The sequence below is a fragment of the Erythrobacter sp. S259 genome, from assembly GCF_057364965.1.
On record NZ_CP200286.1, the window covers coordinates 2,329,540 to 2,344,187 of the forward strand.

The window sequence follows — 14,648 nt, forward strand, 5'->3', positions numbered from 1 at the left end:
TCTAGCAGTTGGACGGAAAAAACGATGTTTAGTTTGCAAAACGCTCACGCGAAGATTGCGAATGCGAAATGGCTCCTGATCGGAATCATCGCGCTCGTAAGTGGGACGGCAGCATCAGCAGCAGACCTGCAGGTTACCGGTTACACAGTCGATCCCGACCCTATTGCTGACACCGCAGTAGCGACATTTACCATAAGCGTTGCGAACAATAGTGGGCAGGCGGTCGATGATCCTGTGGTCACGATCGAAATTCCTGCAAACTTCGATGTCACCAACGCTCCAGGCAATTTTCCGTCCTTCTGTGTCTTGAGCGGTGCACCGGGTAACCAGGTTCTGAACTGTACTCTTCCCCAATTGGTTCGCGGCAGCCCGCAGACGTTTAGTTTCAACGCGACAGCTTCTTCACCTGGCGCTCAAAATACGACTGCATCGATCTCTGCTGTTGGCAATACTGATAACAATCCAGGTAATGACAGCATCACCATCACGCCAACCGTTCGCGGCGGTGCTGATGTTAGCGTGACCAAAGCAGGCTCTGCCCCCAGCGTTATTGCTGGCGGTGAACTGACATATACGCTGACAGTCACCAATGATGGCCCATCGACAACTTCATCCGTACGCGTCGTCGACAATCTGCCGGCCGCCTCTGACTTTGATTTCACAAGCGCCACCGGTTCAGGTTGGAACTGTAGCCGCTCAGGCCAAGTGGTCACATGCGACTATGCCGGTCCTGCCCCAGCGATAGGGGCACCCTATCCTCCGATTAGCATCGTAGGCGATATCGCCTCTGCTTCTGCAGGCACGATCACAAATATTGCCAGTGTTGAAGTGACGGACCCTCTCCTGCTCGACCCTGATGGTACGAACAACACGTCAGACCCGGTTGTCACCAACATCGAAGCGGGCAGCGACTTGCAAGCGGTTAAGTCGATGCCAGCAACTATCACGGTCGGCAGCAATGCGTCGATCGTTCTGACAATCCGCAACACTGGTCCGCAAGGTGTACCAGCCGGTGCGACTATCAGTGATACCATTGATAGTTCTCTGCAAATCGACACTATCCCCGCAGGATGCTCTCGCACTGGTCAAACCGTCACTTGTGCCGCCGGTGCGATCGGTTCTTCGGGCCAAGAGAACTACACGATTGGTGTCACTGCCATTTCTGCGACGAGCGGCACGCTCAATAACGTTGCTGAGGTTACGCCTCCATCAGGTTTTGCCGATCCCGACTTTGGCAATAACATAGCAACAGCGCCCTTCGAAGTGGTTGCCCCGAACGCTGACCTTCAGCTGCGCAACAAAGTCAAAACTCCAAATCCTGTGGCTCCCGGCGAGAATGTGAATTCGCGCATTGTCATCCGCAACCTTGGTCCTTCGGCTGCGAGTTTCACACCTTCCAATCCGATCCGTTTCACTGACACTTTGAGTGCAGACGAAACATTTGTTGCTGTCGCTACGGCGGGGTGGAATTGCTCGGTTGCCGGTAACGTCGTGACCTGTGAAACAACGGGAACAGGGACGCTCAATGTCGGCTCTCAACTGGTCATCAATCTGACCACCCAAGCGGGCGCCGGCACTGATACTACGATTACGAACACGGCTTGTACGGACACAAGCGGCGGTTCTGCGCACACGCCTTCTTCTGCAACCAGCCCGACCGGCAATGACTGCCGTTCGGCCAATACGCGTTCAACCACCAGCGCGGCTGATCTGACGGTTGAAAAAGATGTGAGCCTTTCGCCCTCATCCGGCTTTGCCGAGGACGTCACCATCAGCGACAACGATCAAGTGTTCTACATCCGCTTGCAGGTATCCAACATTGCTGGCGGCGACACAGCTCGCACAGTTCGCGTGACCGATGCATTGCCAAATTTCATCAATGGCAATGGGTTCACGACCTCTGTGACGACTGAGAGCGTTACCTCTGGTTCGCTTAGCTATAATGCTGGAAACGGCACGGCGACTTGGACGCTTAGCAACCTTGCAGGCGGCGATACCGAGACAATTGTATTGCGCGTAGAGCGTCCGTTTGAAAGCGGTGACTTCACCAATTTCGCCTCGGTCTTCTCGCCGGACACAACTGAGCTCGACACCAACAACAACACCGATTCCGCGACATACTCGACTGTCGGTATCGCGGACATGACGATCAATTCAAAGTCGGTGACGCCAAATCCTGCGCGCGTTGGTGTGCAATCAACCTACGTCATCGGCGTTCGCAACGATGGGGCGAACCCTGCCGAAGATGTGGTTGTCACCGATGTGATTGATCCAAACCGTTATCTGATCCTGAATAACGCTACGACCACCAAACCCGGCGCGACCTGCACCACCACGGTCTCAACCGGGACTGTCGTTTGCAACATGGGCACGTTCAACCGCACCGAAACGCGCCAAATCAATATTGATGTGATGCCGCTCTTCCCCTTCGGCACCAACGACTTTTCGGACCTGCCTGCTCAACACGTCAACCAAGCGACCGTAGCCACCAGCACACTTGACGAAAATGGCGGCAATGACCCCCAAGCTGGCAACAACTTCTTTGACCTTGATCACACGGTCAATGCGCCGACTTTCGACCTGTCAGTGACCAAGACGGAATCTAACCCTCAGACTGATGATCCGGTGCGATTTGATGAGACGCTGAATTACGATCTTCGCGTGTCGAACTTTGGTCCATCGCGGGCGACTGATGTTATTGTCACCGATATCCCGGCGCCTCCGCCTGGACTGACGATGACGCTCGATTCTTTCGTGGTCAATCCTGTCGCTGCCAATGGCGGTCTGACCCTTCAGGCTGCACCGAACGCAACCTGTGCGCCGTCTGGTGCGAATGTTATCTGCCGGATTGACGGGGCAAATGCCGACAACAACGTGCTCAACGCGGGCAGTCAGGTAATCTTCCGGCTTATCTTCACGATGGGCGGCACACCGCCATCTGACATCGTTACCTTTGCAAACTCGGTTGAAGTCACATCAGCTGAACAACCCACTCTCAACGGCGCCGGAGCCGATGTCCAAACCGCGAACAACAGCGCGACGCAGAACACCACAGTTCTGCCGTCAACCGATCTTGAGATCGTAAGCAAAACCCGGACGGGCGCGCTGGAGCGCAGCGTGAACGAGCCGATCGAGTTTGTGATCCAGTTCCGCAACAATGGTCCTTCGACCGCGACCAGCGTGGTTATCACTGACACTTTACCAAGCGGCTTTGTCTACGCGGCAACTCCTGCTCCATCTGCGGTTCCCAGTGGCGGAAGTTCTGCAACCGTTGCGACCCTGAACTGCTCGGGCACCAGCACCATTTCTTGCGAAGTGACCGGCTCATTCCCGGCCGGGGCAAGTGATACAGTCGACCTTTCGGTCTATGCCCGCGCTGAGGCTCCCTATACGGGCCCTGTCGCTCCTACAGATGCAACAGACACCGCCACAATTGCGCCTGGTGTCGATGAATTTGGTGATCCGCTGAGCGAAGACCCTGACAACACCAATGACAGTCAAACGGCTGTGGTTCAGATCCGCCCATCTTCGATTTCCGGCACAGTCTACGCAGACGACAACGACAACGACACGATCGAAGCCGGTGAAGGCATGGCTGGTGTCACGGTCACACTGTCGGGCACAGACGCCTTTGGAAATCCAGTTACCTTTACAAGTACCACCGACGCTGATGGAAACTACACATTCGACAACGTCCCGCCTTCCGACGCGAACGGCTATTCAATCGTCGAAACACAGGTTCTTACCCATTACGACCTTAATGAGACCGCTGGCACTTTAGGCGGTAGCGTCGACAACTCCGCCTTTGGGGATGATGCTGCTCAAAACACAATTTCCGGCATCGTCCTGCCCGCTTCGACCGATGGCACTGGCTACATCTTCCAGAACCACACCAATGCAGTGATCGAGGCCAACAACGAAAGCGTTGGTCCGATCAACAGTGCGGAAGGTCAGGATGATGCCATCAATGTCTTTGACAATGATCGCCTCAACGCCAATCCGTTTGATCCTGCGGACATCATCGCATCAGTCACAGCGCCGGCATCAAATGCAGGCGTAACACTCGATACGGCATCGGGCCTTGTTGATGTCGCGCCGGGTACGCCTGCTGGCACCTACACGATCGACTATCAGATTTGCGATGCGGCCGATCCGGACAATTGCGCCGATGCGACCGTAACTGTTGAGGTGGTGGCGCCTGCGATCCTTGCAGTTGACGATAGCGTAAGCGGTGTCAACGGTGCGAGCGGTGCGTCTGACGTGCTCAATGTTTTGAGCGACGACATGCTCAACAACGCGGATGTTGACGTTGATGATGTGACCATCACAGTTGCAACCAATTCAAGCGTTCCTGCTGGCCTCACTTTTGACCCTGCTACAGGCAGTGTGTCTGTCGATCCCGGCACGCCTGCTGGCACTTACAGCTTCGATTATACGATCTGTGAGAACCTGAACCCGATGAACTGTTCGACAGCGACTGCGACCGTTGAAGTGGTCGCCCCTGGCATCAATGCTGTCGATGACAGCGTAACCGGGATCAATGGTGCAAACGGTGCGAACAACGTGCTCAATGCGCTGGCCGACGACACGCTGAATATGCAGCCTGCAACCACCAGCACGGTGACGATCGCGCTGGCACCGGACGAAACCGTTCCTGCTGGTCTGACCTTTGATACGGCCACTGGCAATGTCTCGGTTGATCCGGGCACACCTGCTGACACCTACACCTTTGACTATCAGATCTGTGAGATCTTGAACCCGCTCAACTGCTCTATCGCAACCGAAACCGTCACGGTGGTTGGAGCGCCCATTCAGGCTGAGGATGACAGCGTAAGCGGTATCAATGGCGCGGGCGGTGCGTCTGACGTGCTCAATGTTTTGACCGACGACATGCTCAACAACGCTGATGCTGACATTGATGATGTGACCATCACAGTTGCAACCAATTCGAGCGTTCCTGCTGGTCTCACTTTTGACCCTGCTACAGGCAGTGTGTCTGTCGATCCGGGCACGCCTGCTGGCACGTACAGCTTCGATTATACGATCTGTGAAAACCTGAACCCCACGAACTGTTCGACAGCGACTGCAACCGTTGAAGTGGTGGCAGGTTCGATCACCGCCGACGATGATGCCGCGAACCCGGTAAACGGCGCAGACGGCGCGACCGGTGTGATTGACGCGATCGACGGCGACACACTGAACGACAGCCAGACCGATCTGAGCGAAGTCACTCTGACTGTTCTGGCACCTGCCACGTCGATCAATGGCGGACTTGTGCCTGCCGTGAACCCAGCAACGGGTCTGGTGGATGTGCCGGCCGGCACGCCTGCTGGCGACTATGTGATCGACTATCGCATCTGCGAGGTTCTCAACCCTACAAACTGCGCCGATGCAACGATCACTGTTCCGGTTACCGCCGGTCCGATTGAAGCAGTTGATGACAGCGTTGCCGACATTAATGGCGCAGACGGCGCAGCTGATGTGCTGAACGTGCTGACCGGTGACACGATCAACGGTGATCCTGCGACCACGGACAATGTCACGATCAGTGTCGCACCGGATTCCGAGGTTCCTGCTGGTCTGACCTTTGATCCTGCAACGGGCAATGTCTCGGTTGATCCGGGTACACCTGCCGGTGACTACAGTTTCGAATATCAGATCTGTGAAGTCTTGAACCCAACCAACTGCATCACTGCGACTGCTACGGTTACTGTTGTGGCAGCGGATATTGCGGCGGCGCCTGATATGGCTGAACCCGTCAATGGCGGTTCAGGCGGCGCCGGCGTCATCGACGTCCTGCCAAACGACACGCTGAATAACAATCCGGTCGATCTGAGCACTGTCGACATCACTGTTGCGGTCCCTGCGACGCCGATCAATGGCGGCCTTGTGCCTGTCCTTGATCCGGCAACGGGTCTGGTGGATGTGCCTGCCGGTACACCTGCTGGCGACTATGTGATCGAATATACGATCTGCGAGGAGCTGAACCCGCTCAACTGCGCGGCCACGACGGTCACTGTTCCGGTTATCGCCGGTCCAATTGAAGCGGTTGATGATAGCGTTGCCGACATTACCGGCGCAGACGGCGAAGCTGATGTGCTGAACGTGCTGACCGGTGACACGATCAACGGTGATCCTGCGACCACCGACAATGTCACGATCAGTGTCGCACCGGGTTCCGAGGTTCCTGCTGGTCTGACCTTTGATCCTGCAACGGGCAATGTCTCGGTTGATCCGGGTACACCTGCCGGTGACTACAGCTTCGAATATCAGATCTGTGAAATCTTGAACCCAACCAACTGCGTCACTGCGACTGCTACGGTTATTGTTGTGGCTTCGCCAATCGAGCTGACTGATGACAGCGCGATAGATATTGATAGCTCGGCTGGTCAAGACAATGTGCTCAACGTCTTTAACGGAGACACCATCAATGGTCAGCCTGCGGGCCCCGACAATGCGATCCTTTCGGTCGCACCGGGTTCAAGCCTGCCGCCTGGCATCCTGTTCGACACCGCCACTGGTCAGGTAAGCGTTGCTCCTGAGACTCCAGAAGGCACCTACACGTTCGACTATCAGCTGTGCGAGGCATTGAACCCGGACAATTGCACCACAGCGACTGTTACGCTGACGGTTGTCCCAACGCTGAGTGCGGTGAACGGTATCGTCTATCTGGACGAAAACCTGAACCGCGAGTTTGAAGGCGACGAAGAGTTGCAGACCGGTTGGATTGTGCAGGTCGTGCTCGATGATGAAATCGTCGCAACCACGCAAACCGACTCCGATGGCTTCTATTCCGTCGAAGACCTTACGGCTGGTGACGGCTATCAAATCCGCTTCGTAAACCCGGCCAGCAATGTCGTGTTCGGGGTGATTGAAGCAGACACGCTGCCTGCCGGCGGGTCGCTTGATGACCAGAACCTGCCGATTGACCCGTCAGGTGTGGTCTATGACGCCATCTCGCGTCAGCCAGTTGCCGGAGCTTTGGTCACACTGGTGGGTGCCAATGGCAATTCGCTTCCCGTGGTTTGCTTTATTGATCCATCTCAGGCCTCACAGGTCACCGGAGCCGATGGTTACTACCGCTTCGACATTGTAGCGGGCGCTGATCCTGCATGCCCTGTTGGCCGGACCCAGTACAACATCGAGGTCACTGCACCTGATGGTTATGCTGATCCGGAATCAACAGTGATTGCAGCTCAAGATGCCCCGCTCAATGTTGCTGGTCTGGGTGATCCTGCGGCGGTTGTGCCAAATGCAGACGCACCGCAAGTTGGCCAGCCAACGACGTACCATCTCGGCTTCCTGATCGCGGCTGGTGATGCGAATGTGGTCAACAACCACATCCCGCTTGATCCGTTCACATCGCGCACTGCCCTATTGGTCACAAAGACCAGCACGGTACGGACCGCTAGTGTCGGTGATCTGGTCCCTTACACGATCACCGTGATCAACACCGAAGCGGCTGACCGCGCGTCTGTTGACGTGGTCGACATCCTGCCACCGGGCTTCCGCTATGTGCCGGGGTCAGCGCGGGTGAATGATGTCGCGGTTGAGCCTGTAACTGACATGCGCGAGCTTCGCTGGAACGATCAATTCCTACGCGGCAACTCGACTTCGGTCTACTCGATCATCGCCGCCATTGGCGCCGGTGTGACCGAAGGCGACCGTATCAACACCGCCCTTGCTCGCAATGGCATTGACGAAACGGAAATCTCAAACCGGGGTCAGGCTGTGGTCTCGATCGTTCCAAGTGCAATCTTCGACTGCGCTGAGATCATCGGCAAAGTCTATGATGACTTCAATGGCAATGGATATCAGGATGAAGGTGAGCCAGGTATTCCGTCTGCCCGTGTGGCAACGGTCAATGGTGAGCTGATCACGACTGACGAATTTGGTCGCTATCACATCACATGTGCAGCGGTGCCAAACGCTCAGATCGGTTCGAACTTTGTCCTTAAGCTCGACACGCGATCTATCCCGGCCGGCTATGAGCCAACCACGGATAACCCGCAGTCTATCCGCCTTACCCGCGGTAAGATCAGTGAGCTGAACTTCGGGGTCCAAAAGCATCGTGTGATCGCCATTGCGATTGATGCTCAGGGCTTTGAAGCGGGCACCGCCAATCTGCGCGGCGTTCACATGAAATCGTTGCAACAACTGGCCCAGCTCGAAGAACAGCAGCTGGTGATCCAGGTCACTTATGGCCGCAACGATGCTGAAAGTGATGAACTGGTTCGCAGCCGTCTCGCACAAGTTCGCGCTCAGATCGCCCGAGCTTTCCAGTCTGACGAATGGGACGGCCCACAGCCAACCATCGAAACCAATATGGTGCGCACCGCCGTGCCCGATCAGGGTGGGGAGTAAGGACCATGACAAAGGACAACACAAAGAAAGCAAAGAGCGTCAACATGACTAAGCTCACTATCGCTCGTCGCTCAGCTATGTTGGCTGGGGTGTCGACAATGGCCACGCTTGGCCTTGCTACACCTGCTCTGGCTGCACCCGAAACTGCGTTTGAGCAAATGTCCAAAGCGGTTTGGCACAGCGGCGCGTATGAAAGCGCGGCGGCAAGTGCGCCAGCTCACCATTCGGTGTCTGCCCCGCTTATGGTGCAGGCCTCGGTTCAGGCCTCAGTTGTTCAAAACGTGGACGCGAAACCGGCCCCGGTTATGTCGATCGGCTTGGTCGACGCGCATGATCAAATCCGCCGCGGTGTTTCTTCGCGCTTTATCGCCTATACCAATTACAGTGCATTCGTGAACCGTATGGAACTGCGCATCTTTGATGCCGGGGTAGATGTTGGCGGTACGCCGCATGCGGTGATCGGTGCAGGCAAGGATGGCATCTTCGACTGGACTCCCACCCAATATGCCTCGGCCTATGTGAAATATGTGCTGCGCGTCTATGATGCAGATGGCAATTTCGACGAAAGCGCGCCGCAAGAGCTCACTCTGCTGTCAGCGGCCCATTCCTTGCCTGCGCAGGCCGTACCGCGCCCTGAATTTGGGAAAGTCGATGCAGCAACCACTCGCAATATTGATCTCGGTCATGCGCTGGGCGTGATTGTTCAGGGACAAGCCGCAGATAACGCTTTGGTCCGTATAGCCGGACAGCTTGTGCCCACCAACGCGAAAGGCGGCTTTGCCGCAGAGCAGCTTGTCCCTGCTTATTGCAGCGGTCTTTCTCTGACAACTCAAGCTGGCTGTAATCAAGAACAATCGCTGACAGTTGAGCGCAAAGACTGGCAGCTTACTCAAAATGAACTTGGCAACCGCGCCAACGTCTTCGTTGCAGAGGACGACGCCAAGCCGGCCACGACGCTCACCAATGAAGACGGCTTTGCAATCACATTGGATGCTGAGGATGAACGATCCACTCAGAACCCTTATGCGGTAAAAATCCGCACTGATGAAACTCATGTCGATCCGGTCCTGGCGGTTGGATTGGTTGAGACAGAGCGCACCGTTGTTGAAGGACAAGAAGCGACCTTTGTCAGCTACACCAACTATCCAAGCTTCATCGAGCGCGGTGAACTGCGAATTTTTCGTCAGGGCATGGCTGCTGATGCACAACCTTTGGCGATTGTTGCGGCCGACGAAGCGGGAATTGTGCGATGGACGCCGCAGGGCGTGGATAGCTCAGAGCTGTTCTATATCTACCGCGTGTACAATAAAGACGGCGCGTTCGATCAAACGCATCCGCACGAAATGACTGTGCTCAACGAGCCTTTCAGCGAAGCGGAACCGCCAACCCGCCCTCTGTTTGGTCAACGCGATGAGGCGATGATACGCAACATCAATTTCAATCAAGGCGTCACTGTCACCGTCACCGGAAGCGCGACACCTGAAGATGAGATCGTACAAATTGCTGGCCAAGTGGTGCCTATTGATGAAGATGGTTTCTTTGTAAGCCAGCAGATCTTGGATCGCTCAACCAGCGAAGTCGAAGTCAAAATCGGCACGCGCGACCATGTGAATTTCACTGCGGTTCGCAATGTTGACGCTGGCGGAGACGACTGGTTCTTTGTTGGCCAAGGCGACCTGACCTTTGTGTCGAATAACGGTTCGCTTGCCGCAGTTGATGTGAGCGGCGACCCGCTCACCGATGGCGATTTTCTGACGTCGCGGGCGGCATTTTATGCCAAAGGCCGGCTTGAGAGCGGGGTGACCATCACCTCAGCGCTCGATACAGGTGAGACTTTGCTGGAGGACATTTTCAGCAATCTTGATCGCAAGGATCCGCGTCAATTGCTGCGCCGTCTCGATAGCGATCAGTTCTACACTACCTATGGTGACGATTCCACGCTGGTCGAAGATGCGCCGACACAAGGTGCGTTTTATTTACACGTTGAGAAGAACGACAGCAGCTTGCTTGTCGGTAACTTCATTGCGGACATTGAAGCCGCTGAGTTGGCACAGCTTAATCGCGGCACCTTTGGCGCAATTGCCGATCACAATTCGATGGCGACCACCGAGTTTGGTGAGCGCAAATTCCAGGTCACTGCCTTTGCATCAGATCCCGGTACAATCCCGGGCCGCGATGAGTTCCGCGGAACAGGTGGTTCGCTCTATTTCCTCAATCGCCGCGATTTGACGATTGGTTCGGAGCGCCTCAGCGTTGAGATTCGTGATCTCGACACTGGCCTTGTGCTTTCACGCCGCGATCTGCGGCCGCAAGAGGACTACGACATCGACTATTTCCAAGGTCGGATCGTGCTTTTGAACCCGCTATCCTCTTATGCCGATGATGGCAGCTTGGTGCGGCAGGGTTCTGGTCCGGGCAATATCCCGGTCTTGGTCGCACGTTATGAATTCACGCCCGCCGTGGGCGATGTGGATGGCTACACTTTGGGTGGCCGCGTTTCTGGCTGGATTGGCGATACGGTTCGCCTGGGTGCAACAGGTCAGCGTGAAACCACTGATGCCGCTGACCAGATATTGCTTGCCGCTGATGCGACGGTCCGTTTGCACGCTGGCACATATGCGAAAGCGGAATTTGCGCAGAGCGATGGCCCCGGCTTTGGACAGCAAAACTCCGTTGATGGCGGTCTCACCTTCACAGATATCGGCGCAACCGGCATCAGCAATGTGAAAGCCAACGCGTACCGTGCAGAGCTTGCGGTGAACTTTGCAGAGCTTCGCGGTTCGAACGAGGACTTGGGCGGTGTTACTGCCTTCTATGAGGACTTCGAGGGAGGCTTTAGCGGCAATGGCCAACTCACTCAGGCGGATACCACGCGCTGGGGCGCAGCACTCAGCGCAAACCTTGGGGTTTCGACACGGCTCGAAGGCGAAATTGAGCGATTGGAAACCGACGGGCTGGGAGACCGCACTGTTGCCTCTGGCGACGTTACGCAGGCGCTTAGCCAAGAAATTTCAATATCGGCCGGTGTCCGTTTCGATGATCAGGCCGCTGGTCTTGTCAACAACACCGCGCAAACCGGTCAACGCACAGACGCCGCCTTACAAGTGGACTTCGATCCGATTGACAAGAACTGGTCGATCTACGGCTTTGGCCAACTGACCCTTGACCGCGATAGCTCGCGTCAGCGCAATCACCGTGCCGGTGTCGGCGGCAAAGCCGAGATCAGCGACCGCGTTTCGCTTTCGGGCGAGGTATCGGGCGGCGATGGAGGTCTTGGTGCAAATACTGAGCTTGCCTATCGCTATGGCAATGGATCGGAAGCCTATCTTGGCTATGGTTTGCTAACGGATCGCACGGATCTTGGCCTCCAGCCGGTTGGGTCACTGGCACAGGCCAACCGCGGCACGTTGACGCTTGGTGCACGGCACCGGTTTAACACCGCCTTGAGCATCTTTGGTGAGAACCGGATTGAGCATGCTGGTCCTGCTCCAGCTCTGATGCGCAGTTTCGGTCTCAATTGGGATCCAAGCGAGCGCTGGTCTTTTGCGGGCACCTTCGAAAATGGCCGCATCGACGACGGCATCACTGGCGAGTTCCGCCGCACAGCTGCAACTTTGGGTGTCGGCTATACCGATGAGGATTTCCAGTTCGCATCGAATGTTGAAGCCCGCTTCGAAGAAGGCGACGACCGCGATCAAGAAGTTTGGCTGGTGCGCAATACTGCGACTTTGCAAATGCACCCTGACTGGCGCGCGCTCGGTCGTCTGAACTTTGCACTTGCCGATACCGAAACGCAGGATGTGCGTCTTGCCGATTTTGTGGAAGGCAGTATCGGCTTTGCCTACCGTCCGATCCTGAACGATCGTTTCAATCTGCTTGCGCGCTACACTTTCTTGCAAGACCTCGGCCCGGTCGGTCAGATCACAGCAGGCGGTGAGACCGCGGCGCCAAAACAACGCAGCCATATTCTGTCTGTTGATGGCAACTTTGACCTCACCAACACCATCACGCTGGGCGCAAAATATGCTTGGCGCGAGGGAAGCGTCTCTGTGGGCCGTGAAAGCGATGAGTTTGTCTCAAGCTCAACTCAGCTTGGTGTGCTTCGCCTCGATTGGCGTGTTGTCAAACAATGGGATCTGCTCGCCGAAGTTCACTATTTGACGAACGACATTGGCGGTGATGATCGGGTTGGCGGCCTTGCGGCGATCTATCGCCATCTGGGCAACAACGTGAAAGTCGGCGTCGGCTACAGCTTCTCCGATTTCTCAACCGATCTGGCAGACCAAAGCTACACGAGCGACGGGTTCTTCGTTAACCTGCTAGGCAAGTTCTAGGTCTAGCAAGGTTTCCTCGCGGAATCTCAGGGATGGGGCAATTCTGCTGCGTACTTCAGCATTGATGCCCCCATTCGTTCCTACTACCTGTCATCCGGTGAATATCGAATGGGAGAGAGGACCCCTGAATGACGACATCAATCACCGCAGCCATTGCATCGCCTGAGGGCGGCCCATTCACTGTCGACAAGCTTGAATTGGATGCACCGCGCGATGATGAGATATTGGTGGAAATCAAAGCGGTTGGCCTGTGCCACACAGACGTTGTTGCACAGGCGGGTATTTTCAACTTCGGCCTGCCCGTTGTCTTGGGCCACGAAGGCGCTGGGATCGTTCGTGAGGTTGGTGCAAGCATTACCAAAGTAAAACCTGGCGACCGTGTCGCGCTTTCCTTTCGGTCATGCGGCTCTTGCCCGAAATGCGGCGACGCACACCCTGCTTATTGCCAAACCATGCCAGCATTGAACTATGCCGGAATGCGCACCGATGGATCGCGTTCGATCCACAAGGGCTCAGACGATATTGCCTCTAACTTCTTTGGCCAATCGAGCTTTGCAACACATGCGCTCACCTATGAGCGCAATGTGGTCAAAATTCCCGACACAGTCCCGTTTGACATCGCCGCACCGCTTGGTTGCGGTATTCAAACGGGAGCAGGAAGCGTTCTGAATGCAATGGATTGCGAGGCTGGCTCCACGCTTTTGGTTACAGGTGGCGGCACCGTGGGACTGAGCGCAGTAATGGGCGGGAAATTACGAAAATGCGCGGCTATTATCGTCGTCGAACCGATCGCTGCCCGGCGGGAGATAGCGATGGAACTGGGCGCCACGCACACCATTGATCCTGCTGTTGTAGGCGATCTTGCGGCTGCGGTTCGGAAAGTCCAGCCTATCGGCGTAGATTATGCGCTGGACACCACTGGCCGTCCGGATGTTCTTGAAGCGATCATGCTGGCGCTTGCCCCGCAAGGGACATTGGGCATTGTCGGCATCGCTGCGCCGGGCAGCAAACTGCCGGGCGAAATCAACCAGGTCATGACCTACGGCCACACGGTGATGGGCATTATCGAAGGGGACAGCGAGCCTTCGACATTCATCCCTGAATTGATGGAGCACTATTTAGCGGGCGACCTGCCTGTCGATAGATTGCTCAGCACGTACAAGCTTGAGCAGATCAATGAGGCGGTCGCCGATCAGCATTCAGGCAAATGCATCAAGCCAATTTTGTCATTCGAATAGCCAATAGGTGCGCCCCTTTCTCAAGCCGGGGACAGCGCTCTTCTAATCGCCGCAATCGCTGCTTTGGTCACTGATTGCAAATCTCCGTCTGGCTCAAGCAGGGCCTGCATGATGACGCCCAGCATCAGACTGCCAACGACGGTCGCTGCCACTTCGGGCGCCAAAGCAGGGTCGATATCGCCTTCCTTTTGTCCAAGCTGAATAAGCTGCGTCAGGTCTTTCCGGGTGAGATTGTGGTTGTCAAAAAAGAACTCCTGACGCTCGCGCCGGTTGGCCAAGGCATCTGCAAATAGCATGAAATGCGCGTTGATCTGTTTGTCATGCAGGATCCGCTGAAAAAGCACGTCGACATAGCTTTCGATCTTTTTGAGCGGCCGGTCATTTGACTTCAGGCAGGCGACGTATTCCCTTCTTCCCGCTTCGGCGATGTCTTCCAGCAAGGATGAAACGAACTTCTCTTTGGACCCATATTTTTGCGTGACCAGGCTGCGGCTGTAACCGGACATTTCGCCGATCCGCTCGAAGGTAACGGCCTGATATCCTTCGGCCACGGTGATGTGAGCACCCGCATCCTTGAGCGCTTTGTCGGACCTCTCCCGGCGAACGCTTTGGGGTTCTCTTTTCTTCAACTCAAACCTTTCCCGTAAGCGCCGTTCAGCGACACTGCTCGCTTGCCCAGCCGATCACTAGCTTGGTCACAACTGTCATTGCA

The 14,648-nt window shown here is 55.8% G+C and carries 4 protein-coding genes; 3 read left to right on the forward strand and 1 reads right to left on the reverse strand.

Annotated elements, in window-relative coordinates:
* The first annotated feature begins 24 nt into the window (after positions 1-24).
* The 3 genes from AC0V60_RS11075 (at position 25) to AC0V60_RS11085 (ending at position 13,936) form a co-directional block, all read left to right on the forward strand.
* Positions 25-8,364: a putative Ig domain-containing protein gene (locus AC0V60_RS11075; RefSeq protein ID WP_486178515.1), complete on the forward strand. Its 8,340-nt coding sequence runs from the start codon at positions 25-27 to the stop codon at positions 8,362-8,364.
* A 44-nt stretch (positions 8,365-8,408) separates the two neighbouring features.
* Positions 8,409-12,698, forward strand: coding sequence for a TonB-dependent receptor (locus AC0V60_RS11080; protein WP_486178516.1), 4,290 nt, complete (start codon positions 8,409-8,411; stop codon positions 12,696-12,698).
* A 128-nt stretch (positions 12,699-12,826) separates the two neighbouring features.
* Positions 12,827-13,936, forward strand: a complete 1,110-nt coding sequence (locus AC0V60_RS11085) for an NAD(P)-dependent alcohol dehydrogenase (protein ID WP_486178517.1) — start codon at positions 12,827-12,829, stop codon at positions 13,934-13,936.
* 20 nt (positions 13,937-13,956) lie between these two features.
* On the opposite strand, the gene AC0V60_RS11090 is transcribed toward AC0V60_RS11085, so the two are convergent.
* Positions 13,957-14,565, reverse strand: a complete 609-nt coding sequence (locus tag AC0V60_RS11090; RefSeq protein ID WP_486178518.1) for a TetR/AcrR family transcriptional regulator — start codon at positions 14,563-14,565, stop codon at positions 13,957-13,959.
* Between the last annotated feature and the right edge of the window lie 83 nt (positions 14,566-14,648).

Excerpts from the sequence above, each read along its gene's own strand:
- AC0V60_RS11075 (WP_486178515.1), top strand. The coding sequence starts at position 25 with ATGTTTAGTTTGCAAAACGCTCACGCGAAGATTGCGAATGCGAAATGG.
- AC0V60_RS11080 (WP_486178516.1), top strand. The coding sequence starts at position 8,409 with ATGACTAAGCTCACTATCGCTCGTCGCTCAGCTATGTTGGCTGGGGTG.
- AC0V60_RS11085 (WP_486178517.1), top strand. The coding sequence starts at position 12,827 with ATGACGACATCAATCACCGCAGCCATTGCATCGCCTGAGGGCGGCCCA.